At 41.9% G+C, this 19304-nt stretch carries 26 protein-coding genes; 24 read left to right on the plus strand and 2 right to left on the minus strand.

Annotation, left to right across the window (positions count from 1 at the left end):
* Nucleotides 1-286: 286 nt before the first annotated feature.
* From L1D23_RS21390 to L1D23_RS21490, 18 genes are all read left to right on the plus strand, one after another.
* Nucleotides 287-460, plus strand: a complete 174-nt coding sequence (locus tag L1D23_RS21390; RefSeq protein ID WP_239871530.1) for a hypothetical protein — start codon at nt 287-289, stop codon at nt 458-460.
* Between the two features lie 726 nt (nt 461-1186).
* Nucleotides 1187-1357 carry a hypothetical protein gene (locus L1D23_RS21400; RefSeq protein ID WP_239871533.1) on the plus strand — a complete coding sequence of 57 codons (171 nt, stop codon included), beginning with the start codon at nt 1187-1189 and terminating at the stop codon, nt 1355-1357.
* Nucleotides 1354-1761, plus strand: a complete 408-nt coding sequence (locus L1D23_RS21405; protein ID WP_239871535.1) for a GFA family protein — start codon at nt 1354-1356, stop codon at nt 1759-1761. Before L1D23_RS21400 ends, L1D23_RS21405 begins: the two co-directional genes overlap by 4 nt.
* A gap of 154 nt (nt 1762-1915) precedes the next feature.
* Nucleotides 1916-2266, plus strand: coding sequence for a cell envelope integrity protein TolA (gene tolA / locus L1D23_RS21410; RefSeq protein ID WP_239871538.1), 351 nt, complete (start codon nt 1916-1918; stop codon nt 2264-2266).
* Nucleotides 2267-2409: 143 nt separating this feature from the next.
* Entirely contained in the window at nt 2410-2814 is a 405-nt protein-coding gene (locus tag L1D23_RS21415) for a DUF1801 domain-containing protein (protein WP_239871541.1), read from the plus strand.
* A gap of 445 nt (nt 2815-3259) precedes the next feature.
* Nucleotides 3260-3442 carry a hypothetical protein gene (locus L1D23_RS21420; RefSeq protein ID WP_239871544.1) on the plus strand — a complete coding sequence of 61 codons (183 nt, stop codon included), beginning with the start codon at nt 3260-3262 and terminating at the stop codon, nt 3440-3442.
* Between the two features lie 436 nt (nt 3443-3878).
* The gene (locus tag L1D23_RS21425; RefSeq protein ID WP_239871547.1) at nt 3879-4382 is read left to right on the plus strand and encodes a hypothetical protein; all 504 of its coding nucleotides are present in this window, start codon (nt 3879-3881) and stop codon (nt 4380-4382) included.
* Between the two features lie 481 nt (nt 4383-4863).
* Nucleotides 4864-5100 (plus strand): hypothetical protein, encoded by a 237-nt coding sequence (locus tag L1D23_RS22315; protein ID WP_345779114.1) that lies wholly within the window; start codon nt 4864-4866, stop codon nt 5098-5100.
* 239 nt (nt 5101-5339) lie between these two features.
* The gene (locus tag L1D23_RS21435; RefSeq protein WP_239871549.1) at nt 5340-5537 is read left to right on the plus strand and encodes a hypothetical protein; all 198 of its coding nucleotides are present in this window, start codon (nt 5340-5342) and stop codon (nt 5535-5537) included.
* A gap of 428 nt (nt 5538-5965) precedes the next feature.
* Nucleotides 5966-6451: a GNAT family N-acetyltransferase gene (locus L1D23_RS21445; RefSeq protein ID WP_239871552.1), complete on the plus strand. Its 486-nt coding sequence runs from the start codon at nt 5966-5968 to the stop codon at nt 6449-6451.
* 137 nt (nt 6452-6588) lie between these two features.
* Nucleotides 6589-7035, plus strand: a complete 447-nt coding sequence (locus L1D23_RS21450; RefSeq protein ID WP_239871555.1) for a GNAT family N-acetyltransferase — start codon at nt 6589-6591, stop codon at nt 7033-7035.
* 594 nt (nt 7036-7629) lie between these two features.
* A complete protein-coding gene (locus tag L1D23_RS21455) occupies nt 7630-7905 on the plus strand; it encodes a hypothetical protein (RefSeq protein ID WP_239871558.1) in 276 nt (91 codons plus the stop codon).
* A 362-nt stretch (nt 7906-8267) separates the two neighbouring features.
* On the plus strand, nt 8268-8573 hold the full coding sequence (locus L1D23_RS21460) for an N-acetyltransferase (protein WP_239871561.1): 306 nt from the start codon (nt 8268-8270) through the stop codon (nt 8571-8573).
* A gap of 149 nt (nt 8574-8722) precedes the next feature.
* Entirely contained in the window at nt 8723-9349 is a 627-nt protein-coding gene (locus L1D23_RS21465; protein WP_239871564.1) for a LysE family translocator, read from the plus strand.
* A 144-nt stretch (nt 9350-9493) separates the two neighbouring features.
* Entirely contained in the window at nt 9494-9976 is a 483-nt protein-coding gene (locus tag L1D23_RS21470) for a tetratricopeptide repeat protein (RefSeq protein ID WP_239871568.1), read from the plus strand.
* Between the two features lie 1092 nt (nt 9977-11068).
* Entirely contained in the window at nt 11069-11647 is a 579-nt protein-coding gene (locus L1D23_RS21480; RefSeq protein ID WP_239871571.1) for a GFA family protein, read from the plus strand.
* 551 nt (nt 11648-12198) lie between these two features.
* Complete coding sequence (locus tag L1D23_RS21485; protein ID WP_239871574.1) at nt 12199-12474, plus strand: hypothetical protein; 276 nt, start codon at nt 12199-12201, stop codon at nt 12472-12474.
* A gap of 199 nt (nt 12475-12673) precedes the next feature.
* Nucleotides 12674-12934, plus strand: coding sequence for a hypothetical protein (locus tag L1D23_RS21490; RefSeq protein WP_239871578.1), 261 nt, complete (start codon nt 12674-12676; stop codon nt 12932-12934).
* Nucleotides 12935-13711: 777 nt separating this feature from the next.
* On the opposite strand, the gene L1D23_RS21500 is transcribed toward L1D23_RS21490, so the two are convergent.
* Both L1D23_RS21500 and L1D23_RS21505 read right to left on the minus strand, forming a co-directional pair.
* Nucleotides 13712-13990 (minus strand): type II toxin-antitoxin system mRNA interferase toxin, RelE/StbE family, encoded by a 279-nt coding sequence (locus tag L1D23_RS21500; RefSeq protein ID WP_025796573.1) that lies wholly within the window; start codon nt 13988-13990, stop codon nt 13712-13714.
* The gene (locus tag L1D23_RS21505; protein WP_239871581.1) at nt 13987-14271 is read right to left on the minus strand and encodes a type II toxin-antitoxin system RelB/DinJ family antitoxin; all 285 of its coding nucleotides are present in this window, start codon (nt 14269-14271) and stop codon (nt 13987-13989) included. The genes L1D23_RS21500 and L1D23_RS21505 overlap by 4 nt, the downstream gene beginning before the upstream one ends.
* 665 nt (nt 14272-14936) lie before the next feature.
* On the opposite strand from L1D23_RS21505, the gene L1D23_RS22320 reads away from it, so the two are divergent.
* The 6 genes from L1D23_RS22320 (at nt 14937) to L1D23_RS21535 (ending at nt 18047) form a co-directional block, all read left to right on the plus strand.
* Nucleotides 14937-15092 carry a hypothetical protein gene (locus L1D23_RS22320; RefSeq protein ID WP_345779115.1) on the plus strand — a complete coding sequence of 52 codons (156 nt, stop codon included), beginning with the start codon at nt 14937-14939 and terminating at the stop codon, nt 15090-15092.
* Between the two features lie 50 nt (nt 15093-15142).
* Nucleotides 15143-15547 carry a hypothetical protein gene (locus tag L1D23_RS21515; protein WP_239871584.1) on the plus strand — a complete coding sequence of 135 codons (405 nt, stop codon included), beginning with the start codon at nt 15143-15145 and terminating at the stop codon, nt 15545-15547.
* 432 nt (nt 15548-15979) lie between these two features.
* Nucleotides 15980-16144 (plus strand): hypothetical protein, encoded by a 165-nt coding sequence (locus L1D23_RS21520; protein ID WP_239871587.1) that lies wholly within the window; start codon nt 15980-15982, stop codon nt 16142-16144.
* A complete protein-coding gene (locus L1D23_RS21525) occupies nt 16141-16797 on the plus strand; it encodes a hypothetical protein (protein ID WP_239871590.1) in 657 nt (218 codons plus the stop codon). Before L1D23_RS21520 ends, L1D23_RS21525 begins: the two co-directional genes overlap by 4 nt.
* A 139-nt stretch (nt 16798-16936) precedes the next feature.
* Nucleotides 16937-17623 carry a hypothetical protein gene (locus L1D23_RS21530; protein ID WP_239871593.1) on the plus strand — a complete coding sequence of 229 codons (687 nt, stop codon included), beginning with the start codon at nt 16937-16939 and terminating at the stop codon, nt 17621-17623.
* 127 nt (nt 17624-17750) lie between these two features.
* Nucleotides 17751-18047, plus strand: coding sequence for an antibiotic biosynthesis monooxygenase (locus tag L1D23_RS21535; RefSeq protein WP_239871596.1), 297 nt, complete (start codon nt 17751-17753; stop codon nt 18045-18047).
* Nucleotides 18048-19304: the final 1257 nt, after the last annotated feature.

The following is a 19304-nucleotide window of genomic DNA, read 5'->3' on the forward strand; positions in this document are numbered from 1 at the left end:
TCAATGAGGCGCTTTATAGTCTCGCCATAACAAAGCATTTAAGAGTGATTCCCAACGCTTGGTATTTTTTATTCCATCGTTGGGTTTTGTGTTTACGGTGGTATGGTTAGGTTTAATGATAGCGTTGCTCACACCTTAATGCGGCGTTAGGTTGCTTTAAGCTTGTGTTGAACCACTGCCAAAATAGTGACGTGGTTGCTATTCAGTTTCGGTGGTTGTTGCGGTGCAGCTAGCYTTGGTGTTTCATGGTCTAGTCCTATAGCTCCAGCGAGCAAAGACGTTCGTAATGAGCATACCTAACAATCAGCTCAAGACGGACAACCAACGCTTGGCGGTTTTGTGTCTGGTTATGTTTAGTGTTTACGGTGGTTTGTTTGAGTTTTGTGTTATTGTTGGTTGCCGCTTAGCAAGGGCGTTAGCCCTCAAGGAGAATATAAAAAATTGTTTGAAAATCATTTAAAAAGAACAAAGTTCTTGCTGTTTTTGCAGAGTATATCTGTTGCAGTTACTCTGTTTCTATTATTTACCTTGCTTGCCCAAGTAAATCAATTGAGCTCTTCGAGTCTTTTTCTCACATTTGCAATTGTTTTAGTGATGCTAAGTTTGAATTTGTCTAGTTTTTACGGGTTGTTAAAAAGAAGCTTTGGGTATTTAAGTTAATGATCGTTCTTTATTTAATTCAGATTATAGACATAGAGACACCTAACTTTTCCTTAGCCTTTTCTTTTGGAGTTGAAGTGCCGATAAGTGTGAATGTTAATGAAGTAACAGTTTCTCTAAACTTAATGGCAATCTTGGTGGTTTGGTTGTCGTATACAAGTCTTAACCTTTTGAAAAAGGGCTAACAAATTGTTCAAGAGTGATTCGGCACGCGTGGCATTTTTACTATGCGTTGGTTTTAGTGGTTAAGGTGGTATGCGTAAGCTTCGGTATTGCGTGCCTCACACCTTAACAAGACGTTAGGTTGCTTTAAGCTTGTACGGCTTTTTAGTCTTGATATCAGCCACTTCAATAATCTTGTTTATCGCGAATTTCAGCAGCTATGTGGCTCTAACTTTTTCAGGTGAAAGATTCATTTAATCGGCAAACTTGGCGTTAGTGGCTGAGTGTTTTCCGTTTTAAGTGCTCTTATCCAAGTCTATTCATTGGAAGTTTGTCATCTCAATTTNGAGAAAAAGCGTTTGTAATGAGCATACCTAACCATCCGCTCAAGACGGACAACCAACGCTTAGCGGTTTTGTATCTGGTTTTGCTCAGTGTTTACGGTGGTTGGTTTGAGTTTTGTGGTATTGTTGGTTGCCGCTTAGCAAGGGCGTTATATTTATCCGACATCAACAAACATGGAGGTTTGAAATGAATAAAGAAATTACAGGTGGTTGCTGCTGCGAAAGTGTAGCCTTTAAGCTTAAAGATGACTTCGGTAAGTTCTTCTTTTGTCACTGTGAGCAGTGCCGAAAGCTCACAGGTTCGGCTCATGCATCGAACTTGTTTACTTCTCCTTCAAACATCGAATGGACTAAAGGGGAAGACAAAATAAAGCGCTATGATCATCCTACACGTTCATTTTCTAAGGCATTTTGCATAGATTGTGGTTCAGGTTTGCCATTTCTGACTCAAAGTCGAAAATTCCTAATTGTTCCGGCTGGCTCGTTAAACGAGGAGCCGTCAAAGACTCTTGATGCTCAAATATTCACTGCAGAGCAAGCTGAGTGGCATAAAGCAGGGTTGCAGGCAGTTAAGGTGGAAGGCTTCCCAAAATAAATATAACAAAGCATTTAAGAGTGATTCGCAACGCCTGGCATTTTTCATTCCATCGTTGAGTTCAGTGTTTACGGTGGTATGGTTGGGTTCAGTGGTCACGTTGCTCACACCTTAATGCGGCGTTAGGGCCAATCCCCAGTAATTAGGAATGTAAATGAATAAGCCGATTTTGAGGAGTGTTTTGATACTAATTGGTCTAACAACTCCACATTTAGGATACACAAATGAGTCTCAGAGCTCTGAATTAGCAACATATGGTCAAATCTATACTCAGCTAATTCAAAATCAATTGGGTAACCTCAATGAAGTTAATGGTCAAAAATGTGAGTTTCAGATTTCGTTAAACTCTCATGGTAAAGTTATGTCGCTTAGCTCATCTGGTCATGAAAAACTGTGCCAAGCAGGTGAAGCTGCGGTCAAACGAGTTGAAGTATTTCCTTTGCCAAAGAGTAATAAAGTAGCCACGCAGCTACAACAAATTACATTGACCTTAAACTTCATGTAAAGCCCTAACAAGGCGTTCAATCGGACAGTCAACGCTTGGCAGTTTTGACTACAGTTTAGTTTTTGTGTTTATGGCACAATGGTTTAAGTTTGTGGCAGCGTTGCCTGCCCATTAACGCGGCGTTATGTGAATAGGAGATTCCAATGAACAAGGTAGTCAAAGATCGCTTCGATGAATACCCAGAGAATGCTCGTGTTAGGTTAGCGGAGCTACGAAATCTAGTCTTTCAAATAGCATCGGAGTTGGAACTTGGTGAAGTCGAAGAAACTCTAAAATGGGGTGAACCAAGCTACAGTGTAAAAACAGGCAGTCCGCTAAGAATGGACTGGAAACTCAAGTCTCCTAACAACTATTACCTTTTCTTTAATTGCCAAACCAAGCTCGTCGATACATTTCGGGAATTGTATGGTGAAGAACTGGTGTTTCAGGGAAATAGAGCAATAGTTCTGTCCTTATCGGAACCGATACCAGAAAGAGTGATTAAGTCCTGTTTAGAGTCGGCTTTAACCTATCAGCAGCGTAAAAACTTACCTCTTTTAGGCGCGTAATAAAATTCACATAACAAAGCATTTAAGAGTGATTCACAACGCTTGGCAGTTTCGCTTCGCTCAAGTATAGCCAAGCGTCGCTCACACCTTAATGCGGCGTTAGGTTGCTTTGGGGTTGTACGGCTTTTTAGTTTAGCGCTCAGCCACTTCGAATCCTTTTGGTGTCGCTAGTGTCAGTGGTCATGTGGCTCGAACATTTTCAGGTGAAAGTTTCTTCAACTGTCCAGCTTTGACGTTAGTGGCTGAGGATTTTCTGCTTTAAGTGCTCTTGGTCAAGTTTCTTCGTTGAAAGTTCGCTATCTCCATCCGGTTGATTTTTTGCTTCAGTGAGACACCGCAAAAAACAGTGACGTGGTTATATCCAGCTTTGGTGGTGATTGCGGTGCACTTGGCCTTGGTGTTTCATGGGGGAGTCCTATAGCTTAAGCGAACATAGATGCTCGTAATGAGCATACCTAACCATCAGCTCAAGACGGACAACCAACGCTTAGCGGTTTTGTATCTGGTTGTGCTCAGTGTTTACGGTGGTTTGTTTGAGTTTTGTGTTATTGTTGGTAGCCGCTTAGCAAGGGCGTTAGGCACTGTAGTGATAAATGCGTTATGTGATTTTGGCATTCTTGAGCTTTAAACTCAGCAGATTAATCTATTCAATACAAACCTGTCTTAACTTTAACATACCGTCATTGAGTCAATTTTCTGAGCTTTGTTATTATTGATAGAGTGTACAACGTAAAAGGTGAAACATATGAACCCCTTTATTCTTATTTTATGTGTTGCTTTTCTCCTTAGCGGCTGTCAACTAACTCGTGTGGAAGGAGAGATAGATGATGTTGAAGTGAAGGTGGGCACTAAGGAAAGTAATGATTCTAATGGGACGTTTTGCCCTCCAGGACAAGCGAAAAAAGGTAGATGTTAAACTTGCCTAACAAAGCGTTCAAAGGGACAGTCAACGCTTGGCAGTTTTGGCTCTTATTTTGGCATTAGTGTTTATGTCACAATGGTTTAAGTTTGTGGTAGCGTTGTCTGCCCATTAACGCGGCGTTATGTTTTTTTGGGAGAAAAAGGTGACCATTTCAGAGGCAGTATCAGTAATTTCATTGGTTATATCGTTAATTGCGTTGTATTTCGCAGCAATCAAAGAGGTCTATCTTATTCGTATTGTCCTCAAGCGGGTTGACAACTCATTCAAATCATATGTTTCAATTATCAACCATAGCAAATTTCCAATAGACATCTCTGCTCTCGGTTATGTTAATGAAGAAGGTGAATTCAATTGGCTTGAGGGTTTTGCGTCAGCTCGTGAAGGGATGGATGTTGATGTTCCAGTTTCAGTGGGCGCAAGATCTGCTTATGAGGCATCAGTAAGAGATTATTACGTCAAAAATTTCCAAAGCAAAAATTTTGCATTTGTTGTTCAACTAGTCTGTGGAAGGACGTATTTTGCAAATAACGGGTTACCTTACCAAGTTGCGCTTAAATTCTGGCTTAGGTGTAAGTTATCTCACATCACAGGGGGATTACTTGGATTCGAAAAGAACTATGTCCATACTCGCAAATACGGTGACTAGCTTGTGAGCTAAAGAAACATAACAAATTGCTTAAGAGTGACGGCTAACCTTTGGCATTTTTGGTTTAGCTGGCTTTCGGGAATACGGTGGCTTTGCTTGGGTTTCGTGGTAGTTAGCCGCACCTTAGCAAGGCGTTAGGTTGCTTTGGGTTTGAACGGTTTGTAGTTTGGCGTCCAGCCACTTCAATAATATTGTTTTCGCTAGTGTCAGTGGTCATGTGGCTCGAACTTTTTTAGGTGAAGGTTTCCTTCTATTGACAAACATTTGTGTGAGTAGGCAGAGCGTCTTCTGTTTTAAGTGCTCTTGTCCAAGTTTATTCATTGGAAGCTCGTTATCTCAATTTGGTTAGCTTTTTTTGTTTCAGCGAACCACCGCAAAAATAGTGATGTGGTTGTTATTCAGCTTGGGTGGTTATTGCGGTGCAGTTAGCTTTGGTGTTTCATAGGTTAGTCTTATAGCTCCAGCGAGCAAAGCGTTCGTAATGAGCATACCTAACCATCAGCTCAAGACGGACAACCAACGCCTGGCGGTTTTGTGTCTGGTTATGTTTAGTGTTTACGGTGGTTTGTATGAGTTTTGTGGTATCGTTGGTAGCCGCTTAGCAAGGGCGTTAGGTTGCTTTGGGTTTGTACGGTTTTTTAGTTTGGCAGTCAGCCACTTCAATAATCGTATTTGTAGTGAATCTCAGCGGCCATGTGGCTCTAACTTTTTCAGGTGAAAGATTCATTTAATCGGCAAACTTGGCGTTAGTGGCTGAGTGTTTTCCGTTTTAAGTGCTTTTAACCAAGTTTGTTCGTTGAAAGTTCGTTATCTCAATTTGGTTAGCTTTTTGGCTTCAGCGAACCACCGCAAAAATAGTGATGTGGTAGCTATTCAGCTTGGGTGGTGATTGCGGTGCAGTTGGCTTTGGTGTTTCATGGGTTAGCCCTATAGCTTAAGCGAGCAAAAACATTCGTAATGAGCATACCTAACAATCAGCTCAAGACGGACAACCAACGCTTGGCGGTTTCGTGTCTGGTTATGTTTAGTGTTTACGGTGGTTTGTCTGAGTCTTGTGGTATTGTTGGTAGCCGCTTAGCAAGGGCGTTAGGTTGCTTTAAGATCATACGGTTTTTAGTTTGGTGCTCAGCCACTTCGAATCTTTCTTTGTCGTGAGTTTCAGTGGCCATGTGGCTCGAACTTTTTCAGGTGAAGGTTTCATTCAACTGCCAAGTTTTGACGTTAGTGATTGAGTGTTTTCTGTTTTTAAGTGCTTTTGTCCAAGCCTATTCACTGGAAGTTTGCTCTCTCAATTTGGTTAGCTTTTTGGCTTCAGTGCGCCACCGCAAAAATAGTGACGTGGTTGTTATTCGGCTTTGGTGGTTATTGCGGTGCAGTTAGCTTTTGTGTTTCATGGTTTAGTCTTATAGCCCCAGCGAACAGAGACATTCGTAATGAGCATACCTAACCATTAGCTCAAGACGGACAACCAACGCCTGGCGGTTTTGTTTCTGGTTGAGTTTGGTGTTTACGGTGGTTTGTCTGAGCTTTGTGGTATTGTTGGTAGCCGCTTAGCAAGGGCGTTATGTTCTAGGAGGAAATTCATGATTAGGGAAATTACAAAAGCCGATTTTGAGTCGTTTTGGCCGACATTTTCAGCGGTAATTCAGGCACAAGAAACTTATGCCTTTGACCCAAATATGACGCTAGAACAAGCCTTCACTTTATGGTGTGAATCTCCCCTGAAAGCTTTTGCTTTCGTAGAAAATGACGTTGTACTGGGCTCTTACTACATCAAGCCAAATGCAATGGGGCCAAGTAGCCATATATGTAATTGTGGATACATGGTTTCTAGCGAAGCTAGAGGTAAGGGCATTGCACGCCTTATGTGTGAACATTCTCAGGAAACAGCTCTAAGACTTGGCTTTGATGCGATGCAATTTAACAGCGTGGTCTCTACCAATGAAGTTGCGGTGAAGCTTTGGGAGAAGCTAGGGTTTCAAATCATAGGTACAATTCCCAAGGCATATAAGCATGCTCATTTAGGGTTAGTTGATAGCTACGTCATGTACAAATGGCTACGAACATAACAAGCAATTTAAGAGGGATTCACAACGCTCGGCATTTTTGCTTCTACTTCAAATTTAGTGTTTATGGCACAATGCTTTAGGTGTGGGTGGTGGCGTTGCTCACCCCTTAATTGGGCGTTATGGTGCTCGGAGGTAATATGTTAATTCAAAACGTATCAGTGGATGACATCGATGCTGTGCTGAATCTTGTCTCTGAAGTTTCAGCTTTAGATATTCTTCCTTTGTTTAGTGAAGAAGGTAAGCAACAGTTTAACGAACGAATTGTCCCAGATTTACGTACCGTGTTTAGCGGCAAAAACTTTTTGGCCATTAAGGTGGTCTCAAATGATAATTTGCTAGGCTTTGCTGCGTTACGTGACGGTAACTATCTCACCCACCTTTTCGTGTCAAAACAGGCTCAAGGCACGGGGTTAGGCCGTAAATTGCTTGAACACTTGTTGGAATCAAGTGATGCCAATGAAATCAGCTTGCGTTCATCAGTTAATGCAGTGGATTTTTACCACGGGCATGGCTTTGATAAAACAGGTGATGAAGCTGAGTTTAATGGGGTTCGTTTTGTCCCCATGTTGTTAGTACGCACATAACCAAGCGTTCAATTGGACAGTCAACGCTTGGCAGTTTTGGTTCACAGTTTGGCATTAGTGTTTATGTCACAATGGCTTAGTTTACGGTAGCGTTGTCTGCCCATTAACGCGGCGTTAGGTTGCTTTGGGGTTGTACGGCTTTTTAGTTTAGCGCTCAGCCACTTCGAATCCTTTTGTTGTCGCTAGTGTCAGTGGTCATGTGGCTCGAACATTTTCAGGTGAAAGTTTCTTTAACTGGCAAGCTTTGACGTTAGTGGTTGAGTGTTTTCTGGTTTTAAGTGCTCTTGGCCAATCTTGTTCGTTGAAAGTTAGCTATCTCCATCCGGTTAGTTTTTTGCTTCAGTGAACCACCGCAAAAAAAGTGATGTGATTGCTATTCAGTTTCGGTGGTAATTGCGGTGCAGTTGGCTTTGGTGTCTCGTGGCTTAGTCCTATAGCACCAACGAGCAAAGGCATTCAAAATGAGCATACCTAACAATCAGCTCAAGACGGACAACCAACGCNTGCTATTCAGTTTCGGTGGTAATTGCGGTGCAGTTGGCTTTGGTGTCTCGTGGCTTAGTCCTATAGCACCAACGAGCAAAGGCATTCAAAATGAGCATACCTAACAATCAGCTCAAGACGGACAACCAACGCTTGGCGGTTTTGTGTCTAGTTGGGTATCGTGTTTACGGTGGTTTGTTTGAGTTTTATGGTATTGTTGGTAGCCGCTTAGCAAGGGCGTTAGGTTGCTTGGGCTTGTACGGTTTTTTAGTTTGGCGTTTAGCCACTTTGAATCCTTTTGTTGTCGCTAGTTTCAGTGGTCATGTGGCTCGAACTTTTTCAGGTGAAGGTTTCATTCAACTGGCAAGTTTTGACGTTAGTGATTGAGTGTTTTCTGTTTTTAAGTGCGCTTGTCCACGTCTATTCATTGGAAGTTCGTTCTCTCAATTTGGTTAGCTTTTGGGCTTCAGTGAGCCACCGCAAAAATAGTGACGTGGTTGTTGTTTAGCTTCGGTGGGGATTGCGGTGCAGTTAGCTTTGGTGTTTCATGGGTGAGTCCTATAGCTTAAGCGAGCAAAAGCGTTTGTAATGAGCATACCTAACCATTAGCTCAAGACGGACAACCAACGCTTGGCGGTTTTGTGTCTGGTTATGTTTAGTGTTTACGGTGGTTTGTTGGAGTTTTGTGGTATGGTTGGTTGCCGCTTAGCAAGGGCGTTATGCGTAATCGATGGAGTACGGAGTATTAGATGGAAGTAGTAGAAGCGGAAAAATCGGATTTAGATTCATTCTTTGCGTATCTTGAAAATCAGNATGTTTCTTGCCGGAAGCAAGGTCTTGGTCAAAGACTCATTGATGCTGTTATAAATTTCTGTCAAGAAAAAGCTGAAATTGACTGGCTGGATCTTTGCGTATTATCAGAGAATTTTCCAGCAAAGAATCTCTACCTAAAAGCAGGGTTCAATGTTGTTGGAGAGTTCAAAGATCAATATAGAATCGACGGTTTTTCAGTCTCGGAAACAGCAATGACAAAGTGCGTCAAAAATTACGCATAACAAAGCGTTCAAAGGGACAGTCAACGCTTGGTAGTTTTGGCTCTCAGTTTGGCATTAGTGTTTATGTCACAATGGTTTAAGTATGTGGTGGCGTTGTCTGCCCATTAACGCGGCGTTATGCCACAGCAATCAAATATGGAGGAAAGGAAATGGATTTTAATTCACTACTATTATTTGTAGTCGCTTGTTTGGCTATCAATATGATACCGGGGCCAGACGTTATCTACATTGTTTCAAACACAATGAAAGGTAAGCTGGTTACAGGGTTTAAAGCTGCAATGGGGCTTGGTGTTGGTTACTTTGTTCATACATTAGCTGCATCTTTAGGTTTATCAGCAATTATCCTCAGCTCTGCGGTAGCTTTTAGTGCAGTAAAATGGCTAGGTGCTGCTTACCTAGTCTATTTAGGTGTTCAGTCGTTACTCTCTATGTGGCGAGGGGATAGCAAATTAGTGGTAAGTGAAAGCGTTGACAGCGACAAAAATGTATTTTTACAAGGTGTTATCGTTAGTGTTTTAAACCCTAAGGTAGCACTATTCTTCCTTTCATTCCTTCCTCAGTTTATTGATGCCTCAGCAGGTTCGGCTTCAATGCAATTATTGGTGCTTGGTTTGCTATTCAGCGTATTAGCTACAGTGTGTAATGTTTTGTATGCATCAGTGGGGAGTTGGGTCTTTAGTCGCCCAAATTCTCAGCGTTATTCACGAACACTGGAGGGATTTTCGGGTGTTTTACTTATTGGTCTAGCAAGTAAAGTCGCAATCAGTGACCGCTAGTGGCATAACAAAGCGTTCAAAGGGACAGTCAACGCTTGGCAGTTTTGGCTCTCATTTTGGCATTAGTGTTGCTGTTACAATGGTTTAAGTATGTGGTAGCGTTGTCTGCCCATTAACGCGGCGTTATAAGCTTCGAGGAAAATTATGGAAAGCATCATCAAACAAGCAATTGAATTGCGGAAACAGGATAAGTATCAAGAGTCGAGAGCTTTGCTAAAAACGCTGCTAAACGATGAAACTTATTCTGCTAAAGCTCACTTGCAAATTGCTTGGTCATACGACAACGAAGGTAAAGAGCAAGAAGCGATTACTCATTATCTGTCATCTCTTTCAGGTCTCTTATCGTCGGTAGAAAGGTTTGATGCTTTGTTCGGGCTAGCGAGTACCTATCGAAGCCTTGGCATGTATTCGGAGGCGTTAAGCTATTTTGAGCAAACTCTAGAAGAGTACCCTAGTTCTATTGAAGTTCAGCCTTTCTATGCCATGTGTCTTTACAATTTAGGACGTCATAAAGAGGCAACATCATTATTACTCGGTCTTTTAGTATCAACCACGAACAGTGATGCAATTAAAGAGTATCAACGAGCTATTTCTTTATACGCAGAAGATTTAGATAGAACGTGGTAAAACGAAACACGCTTATAACAAGCAATTTAAGAGGGATTCACAACGCTCGGCATTTTTGCTTCTACTTCAAATTTAGTGTTTATGGCACAATGCTTTAGGTTTGGGTGGAGGCGTTGTTCACCCCTTAACTGGGCGTTAGTTTGCAAGAGAAAAAACGCAGCTATATCGCAAGATCTAGTGGTAAAAGCTCAAAGTTGAAATTGTCATATCGGCGTTCAATTTCAGTGTTAACTAGCGTGGTGAAAATTCAAAATTGGCATCGTTTCAACGGTTGATTTGCTCTTTGGTGCGCCGACTTTTGGTTTACCTGAGTCGAACTTTTTTGCTGAAACTCTGCTCTTTGAGTTTGTTGGTACAAAAGCCGATCTACTCGCTGAAATAGCGTTTTCTATGGTGTTGTAAGTTCATGTGGTTTCAGCGGCGTTGTTGAAAGTCCGCATTGTGAGATTGGTTTTCCAAAAGCGCTTTTTGGTGTTGTAAGTTCGTTTTCTGCGGCGTTGTTTGTTCCACGTGGTTTCATTGAGTAGCCGCTTTGAGACTACGCCTGACTTAAGTGCATCAAAACACATAAAGTTTGTTGTTTACAAAGTTTAAAATAACGTAAAATCAACGCTTTGGGTTTGCAAACTAACAAGCTGCTCAAGAGGGATTCGCAACGCGTGGCATTTTTACTATGCGTTGATTTTAGTGATTAAGGTGGTTTACGGCGGCTTCGGTATTGCGTTGCTCACCCCTTAGCAGGGCGTTAGGTTGCTTTGGGTTTGTACGGTTTTTTAGTTTGGCAGTCAGCCACTTCAATAATCGTATTTGTAGTGAATCTCAGCGGCAATGTGGCTCGAACTTTTTCAGGTGAAGGTTTCTTCAACTGTCCAGCTTTGATGTTAGTGACTGAGTGTTTGTTGTTTTTAAGTGCTTTTGGTCAAGTTTGTTCGTTGAAAGTTCGCCATCTCAATTTGGTTAGCTTTTTTGCTTCAGTAAAACACCGCAAAAATGGCGACGTGGTTGTTATTCAGCTTCGGTGGTGATTGCGGTGCAGTTGGCTTCGGTGTTTCATGGGCTGGTCCTATAGCTCAGCGAACATAGATGCTCGTAATGAGCATACCTAACAATCAACTCAAGACGGACAACCAACGCTTGGCGGTTTTGTGTCTAGTTGGGTATCGTGTTTACGGTGGTTTGTTTGGGTTTTGTGGTATTGTTGGTAGCCGCTTAGTAAGGGCGTTATGTGTAATCGAAAGTAAGGAGGCTTTTATGGCGAATAAATATCGAGGTTCATGCCTTTGTGGTAGCGTGAAGTATGAGCTTTTAGGTGAGTTCCAGTCTTTCTTTTTATGTCATTGTACTCGTTGTCAAAAGGGTACAGGCTCGGCTCATGGTGCAAATTTGTTTGCTAAATCTGGCACCTTAACTTGGTTATACGGTGAAAATGATGTCAGAACGTATAGGCATCCAAATTCATTTCATGCAAAAAGCTTTTGTTCAAAATGCGGGTCTGCACTCCCAACGTTTGCAGAAAGTATTAACAGCGTAGTGGTTCCGGCAGGCAGCCTCGATAGTCCAGTTCCAATTCCGCCGACTGCTAAAATCTTTGTTGGTAGTAGTGCTAAATGGTCTATGAAATTGTGCGATGTACCAAGCTACGAAAAGCTTCCAGAACAAGCTAAGAGCTAAACACATAACAAGCAATTTAAGAGGGATTCACAACGCTCGGTATTTTTGCTTCTACTTCAAATTTAGTGTTTATGGCACAATGTTTTAGGTTGGGTGGTGGCGTTGTTCACCCCTTAATTGGGCGTTAGGTTGCTTTAGATTTGGTCGTTTTTTAGTTGGGCACTCAGCCACTTCGAATCTTTCTTTGTCGCTAGTTTTAGTGGTCATGTGGCTCAAACTCTGTCGGGTAAAAGTTTTATTCAATTGGCAAGCTTTGATGTCAGTGGCTGNGCTAGTTTTAGTGGTCATGTGGCTCAAACTCTGTCGGGTAAAAGTTTTATTCAATTGGCAAGCTTTGATGTCAGTGGCTGAGTGTTTTCCGTTTTAAGTGCTCTTGGTCAAGTTTGTTCGTTGAAAGTTCGTTATCTCAATTTGGTTAGCTTTTTTGCTTTAGCGAACCACCGCAAAAATAGTGACGTGGATGTTATTCAGCTTCGGTGGTTATTGCGGTGCAGTTGGCTTTGGTGTTTCATGGGTTAGTCCTATAGCTCAAGCTAGCTAAAGTGTTCGTAATGAGCATACCTAACCATCCGCTCAAGACTGACAACCAACGCTTGGTGGTTTTTTGTCTGGTTATGTTTAGTGTTTACGGTGGTTGGTTTAAGTTTTGTGGTATCGTTGGTCGCCGCTTAGCAAGGGCGTTAGGTTGCTTTAAGCTTGTGTGGTTTGTGGTATTGCAATCAGCCACTTCAATTGTCTTATTCGTCACAAATTTGAGCGGCTACGTGGCTCGAACTTTTTCAGGTGAAAGTTTCATTCAACTGGCAAGCTTGGATGTTAGTGGCTGAGTGTTTTTCGTTTTAAGTGCTTTTGGTCAAGTTTGTTCGTTGAAAGTTCGTTCTCTCAACTTGGTTAGCTTTTTTGCTTCAGTGAGCCACCGCAAAAATGGTGACGTGGTTGTTTTCAGCTTCAGTAGTGATTGCGGTGCAGTTGGCTTTGGTGCTTCATGGTTTAGTCCTATAGCTTAAGCGAGCAAAAGTGTTTGTAATGAGCATACCTAACCATCCGCTCAAGACGGACAACCAACGCCTGGCAGTTTTGTGTCTAGTTGGATATCGTGTTTACGGTGGTTTGTCTGAGTTTTGTGGTATTGTTGGTTGCCGCTTAGCAAGGGCGTTAGGTTGCTTTAAGACTGTACGTTTTTTAGTTTGGTGCTCAGCCACTTCGAATCTTTCTTTGTCGCTAGTTTTAGTGGTTATGTGGCTCAAACTTTGTCGGGTAAAATTTTATTCAATTGGCAAGCTTTGATGTCAGTGGCTGAGTGTTTTCCGTTTTAAGTGCTCTTGGTCAAGTTTGTTCGTTGAAAGTTCGTTATCTCAATTTGGTTAGCTTTTTGGCTTCAGCGAACCACCGCAAAAATAGTGACGTGGTTGTTCTTCAGCTTGCTGGATATTGCGGTGCAGTTAGCTTTGGTGTTTCATAGGTTGGTCTTATAGCTCCAGCGAGCAAAGACGTTCGTAATGAGCATACCTAACCATCCGCTCAAGACGGACAACCAACGCTTGGCGGTTTTGTGTCTGGTTATGTTTAGTGTTTACGGTGGTTTGCTGTAGTTTTGTGGTATCGTTGGTTGCCGCTTAGCAAGGGCGTTATGTTTCTTACGTGAATAGCATTATACGTTGGATTGAAGTTTTAATAGTAGGTGCTTGATGCTGCATGATTTTTTAACTTCAGGAGGAGCCTTCTTCTTGTTGGTAGTTCTTTCTGGGTTTCACTTTTACAGAAAGTGGCAAGGCAGAACGTACATCGGAATTAGCTTCATACTTACAGGGAGCTTGTCTTTTGTATGTATGGATGTCCATTTGGAAAACATTGTCGTATGGTTTCTATCTCTTGTACTGCTTTTGGCAAACGTAATCCTTCACATGACGCCTGACAAGAGAACATAACAAGGCGTTCAATTGGACAGTCAACGCTTGGCAGTTTTAGTTCACAGTGTAGCATTAGTGTTTATGTCACAATGGGTTAAGTACGTGGTAGCGTTGCCTGCCCATTAACGCGGCGTTAGTTTCCCAGTCGACATAATTAGTCCGTTGGGAATTTTTGTTTTTGGTGTAGCACGCGCATAACTCGAATGATATCACCTTCAACCCAGTAGGAAACAATCATCGAAATCTCAGGAATAATGAGCAATCGCCCTCTAATTCCGTCACGCTGGACTCCCATATGAGGTTGCTCTAAAAGGTTCTCAACTTTTGCTTCAATAATATCGTCGGTTTTGTCAGCAGCTTCGGGGTTGAAGTCGTAGAGAAACTCAAAGATCTTTTCGCGATCGTTGAGAGACTCTTCTTCCCACAAAATCATAATTTGCCTCGGTTACGGATTTTAGCTTTACGCTCGTCCATACGAGATTTAGCTGACTCATGGTCAATAAAAGTGGCTTTTCCTGAGTCAAACTTCTCAAAAGCTAAGTTAATTTGTTCAGTTAACCATGCGTCGTGAGATAAAGTCTTTCTCTGTTGGTCAGCCAGTTGCTCAGTCAGTTCACGACAAGCATCACTTAGTGTTCTGCCTTGGCTTTCAGCCATTTGTTGGGCTAGTCGCTTCGTTTCTTCATCAACACGAAATTGAATTCTAGTGTCCATGATGCACTCCATATTTTATGTGTGTACAAATGTTAGCACTAGGTTTGAAGTTGGGCAACTAACAAGCAATTTAAGAGGGATTCACAACGCTTGGCACTTTTGCTTCTACTTCAAATTTAGTGTTTATGGCACTATGCGTTAGGTTGGGTGGAGGCGTTGTTCACCCCTTAATTGGACGTTAGGTTGCTTTGGGTTTGAACGGTTTGTAGTTTGGCGTTCAGCCACTTCAATAATCTTGTTTGTCGCGAATCTCAGCGGCCATGTGGCTCGAACATTTTCAGGAGAAAGTTTCATTCAACTGGCAAGTTTTGATGTTAGTGGCCGAGTGTTTTCCGTTTTCAGTGCTCTTGGCCGAGCTTGTTCATTGAAAGTTCGTTATGTCAATTTGGTTGGCTTTTTTGCTTCAGTAAAACACCGCAAAAATGGTGACGTGGTTGTTGTTCGGCTTTGGTGGTTATTGCGGTGCAGTTGGCTTTGGTGTTTCATGGGTTAGTCCTATAGCACCAGCGAGCAAAGACACTCGTAATGAGCATACCTAACCNTTCAGTAAAACACCGCAAAAATGGTGACGTGGTTGTTGTTCGGCTTTGGTGGTTATTGCGGTGCAGTTGGCTTTGGTGTTTCATGGGTTAGTCCTATAGCACCAGCGAGCAAAGACACTCGTAATGAGCATACCTAACCATCCGCTCAAGACGGACAACCAACGCTTGGCGGTTTTGTGTCTGGTTATGTTTAGTGTTTACGGTGGTTTGCTGGAGTTTTGTGGTATTGTTGGTCGCCGCTTAGCAAGGGCGTTAGGCTCCAATTGTCTGATTGTATGAACTTGGTGGACTATAATCTTGTTGGGGTTGGTTAGTTGCAAGGTTGTTCAATGAAGACGTTTATAGGAGTATTAATCAATATTGTTGCTTTTGTAGCAATTTGGTTTGTCAGCGCATTTATTTCACTCGCTCTGGCTTTTAAAGGAGTGGATGGTTTAGCTGTTGGTGAATATCTTCGTCTGGGTTTTGCGTGGTTTATCTGTCCAGGAATTGGGAGTTATTTTGCTCTCAAAGTTACGCAAGGTTTCATTCGAGATCTAAACATAGATGCTGTAGCGTCATCATTCATTACATTACTAACAGTCATCTTTATTGCGTTAATGGCGTTCTCTATATTTTCTTATGGTGGTCGCTACGGTGGTTCAATAAGCGAAATGGTACAGTTATCAATGCAATTTTCAGCAGTTATAGCTGGGGCATTACTTGGAAAAACACACCTGAAATCTGGAGCCTAACAAAGCATTTAAGAGTGATTCGCAACGCTTGGCAGTTTCGCTTCGCTCAAGTATAGCCAAGCGTCACTCACACCTTAATGCGGCGTTAGGTTGCTTTAAGTTTGTACGGTTTTTAGTTTGGCGTTCAGCCACTTCGAATCCTTTTTTTGTCGCTAGTTTCAGCGGTCATGTGGCTCGATCGTTTTCAGTTGAAAGTTTCACTCAATTGGCAAGCTTTGGCGTCAATGGCTGAGTGTCTTCCGTTTTAAGTGCTCTTGCCCAAGTCTATTCATTGGTAGTTAGATATCTCAATTTGGTTAGCTTTTTTGCTTCAGCGAACCACCGCAAAAATAGTGACGTGGTTGTTCTTCAGCTTCGGTGGGGATTGCGGTGCAGTTGGCCTTGGTATTTCATGGGTTAGTCCTATAGCTTAAGCGAGCAAAAGCGCTTGTAATGAGCATACCTAACCATCAGCTCAAGACGGACAACCAACGCCAGGCGGTTTTGTGTCTGGTTATGTTTAGTGTTTACGGTGGTTTGCTGGAGTTTTGTGGTATCGTTGGTAGCCGCTTAGCAAGGGCGTTAGGTGCTTTGGCGGAAGGTAGGAATAATTATTGATAAAATATCTATACGGGAAGAGTCAATATTTAGAACACTTTGCTGAAACGGGCAAAGGGTTGTGGTTTCGAGACTTGTTTACTATGGATAAACTCGAGAATGACAACATTAGTGATGACGAGGCAAGAAAGTCTATCCAACTTGCTCCAGATGCTATTACTAAAATCGTTATTGCAGGTCGAGAATTCAAAGTTGTACCAGATAAGTCTATAACGTTTTCCCAAGCGCCAAGAAGATGTCATGTTCTGTGTTTAAGCGAAAAAGGCAATGATAAGGAGCTTTTTGAATTGTTTAAGGCAGATATATGTATTGGCATTAATGTAGCGAAACTTGTGGAGTTAATTGAAACAGCAAATAAACACTTAGGTTTAGAGGTTATTGCTGATTCAATTACTTACTATGAGCGTGATAATGAAATCCTTGATCTTTCTCAGGAGCAGTTGGTGTTTGTAAAACCATCCGACCCGTACAGCAGGGAGCATGAATTTCGTATTGCTGTATTTTGGCCTCAGGACGACTCATCTCAGCTAGCAACTGAATCATATGGAAAAATTAATGTTTTTCATGGTAGCGGAACATCTGATGACCATATTACGTTTAACTTTGAGAGCCCTTCATATGAAGAAGTGGTGTACTCAGTTACACGCACCTAACAAGGCGTTTAAGAGGGATTCTCAACGCTTGGCATTTTCAGTTTGATTCAGTTTTAGTGTTTACGGCACAATGGTTTAGGCTAGGTGGTGGCGTTGTTCACCCCTTAACGCGGCGTTATGTAACTACAAGGAGAGTAAATTGAGTATTGTAGCAACTATAATGGGGCATCTTATTACAGCATGTTCTGCACTTCTAGCTATACACGGTGAGACATGGGATCACAGTAGGAAGGGAATAAAGAAACTCACGAAGATAGGTTTGATAGCAGCTATATTGGCTGTAACTGGTCTAACTTTGTCGATTTATCAGTCTATTGATAAACATAACAAAGAACAAGCATATCAAACCCACGCACTGGAAGAGATGAAAAAAGGTTGGAGTCTACTCTTTCTTCCATTTGAAGCACTTTATTTTCAGATCCATAGTAAAAAAATAGAAAATGGAGACTACGTTAAATTTGCCCAAACTCTTTTGGTTGACAATTCCATGTTAGAGCAGTTTGATAACCTAGACTTTAAAGAAATGCACAAGTTTCAAAAGCTTGGCACTTTAGGTAGCATGGTTTGTAGTCAAACTATTTCCGGTATGGGTATTATAAAAGAGCAAGAAAACAAATATTCTGATTTTATTAGCTTAGAAATAAAGCAGGATATTGAAAATATACAGAAATCGAGTGCGTTTTCAGAGCTAATTAGACATGGTGGTTGTCCTTCAATATTTGGCCAAGCAGGTAATAACCCCGATAAATATAATGGGGTGTTTAATACAGATTCAATGAGGGATTACATAAAGCAGATATTAGAGTTTGAGAAATACTTTAAATAGTTACATAACAAAGCATTTAAGAGTGATTCGCAACGCTTGGCGTTTTCGCTTCGCTCAAGTATAGCCAAGCGTCGCTCACACCTTAATGCGGCGTTATGTGCTTCAGGCCTTTTAAAAGGGAAGTTTTATGTTTCGAGTTGTCTATGAATGGCGTGTGCCAGTTGAGAAAATGGATGATTTTCAAGATGTGTGGCGCTCGGCGACAGAATCAATCCATGATTCAGTTGCAGGTGCGCTCGGTAGCTTTATGCTTCGCTCCTATGACGTACCTGAAAAGGTTCTGACCATTGCTAAGTGGAACACGCGTGAAGACTGGGAGTTGTTTTGGGGAAATCGTAACCCAGAAAAAATGCGACAGATGCGTAAAATTGCTGAACGTGTTTCGGTTGAGGCATTCGACGAAATAGAAGACAGAACTAAATAGCGGAAGCGGCACATAACAAAGCATTCAAGAGTGACTCGCAACGCTTGGCATTTTTAATTCCATAGTTGAATATAGTGTTTACGGTGGTAAGGTTAAGTTTTGTGGTTGCGTCACTCACACCTTAATGCGGCGTTAGGTTGCTTTGGGCTTGTGCGTTTTTTAAGTTTGGCAGTCAGCCACTTCAATAACCTTGTTTGTCGCTAGTTTCAGCGGCTATGTGGCTCGAACTTTTTCAGGTGAAGGTTTCATTCAGCTGGCAAGTTTTGATGTTAGTGGCTGAGAGTCTTCCGTTTTAAGTGCTTTTGGCCAAGTTTGTTCGTTGAAAGTTCGTTATCTCAATTTGGTTAGCTTTTTTGCTTTAGCGAACCACCGCAAAAATAGTGACGTGGATGTTATTCAGCCTCGGTGGTTGTTGCGGTGCAGTTAGCTTTGGTGTTTCATAGCTCAGTCTTATAGCACCAGCGAGCAGAGACTTCGTAATAAGCATACCTAACCATCCGCTCAAGACGGACAACCAACGCTTGGCGGTTTTGTGTCTAGTTGGGTATCGTGTTTACGGTAGTTTGTTTGAGTTTTGTGGTATTGTTGGTAGCCGCTTAGCAAGGGCGTTATGTTTAGGAGTCATATGGACTGGAATCTTATCATTAGCACTACAAGTACATGTGTCATTATGTTCATTGTTTTGCAGCCAATTTATCATCACAAAAAAAAGCGCTTCAAGTGGTTGCAGGCTTACTATTTCTGTACTTCGGTTTAGGCGTCTACAATTTCAATTATGGTTATACCCGTGGTGACATTACTTCTTTTTCTATGTTTTCAGCTGCGCAGTTGAGTTTTTTAGCTCAACTGCGCTATAGCCGCCAAATCAAAGCTACACATGGCTTTTATTCACGATTGTACTACAGGCGCTTTCCCATAAAGGGAATCTACATAAAGCATCCAGATATCGACAGAGCTCATTCTGAACCAGATACAATAATGACAATTCTTGCCTTTCTAGGGTTCGTTTTAGGATTTTTAGTCGTACTGTTTATGGAAATAGCATCGAGGTCGTAAAAACATAACAAGCAATTTAAGAGGGATTCACAACGCTTGGCACTTTTGCTTCTACTTCAATTTTGGTGTTTATGGCACAATGTTTCAGGTTGGGTGGTTGCGTTGCTCACCCCTTAACAGGGCGTTATGGTGCAGCAAGGCTTAGTTCTTAATTGGCTTGTTGGTTCAGCGTTTGCTGCGAGCTTAATGGCCATTCTTACA

Source organism: Vibrio sp. Isolate24 (genome assembly GCF_022398215.1).
Classification (GTDB): domain Bacteria; phylum Pseudomonadota; class Gammaproteobacteria; order Enterobacterales; family Vibrionaceae; genus Vibrio; species Vibrio coralliilyticus_A.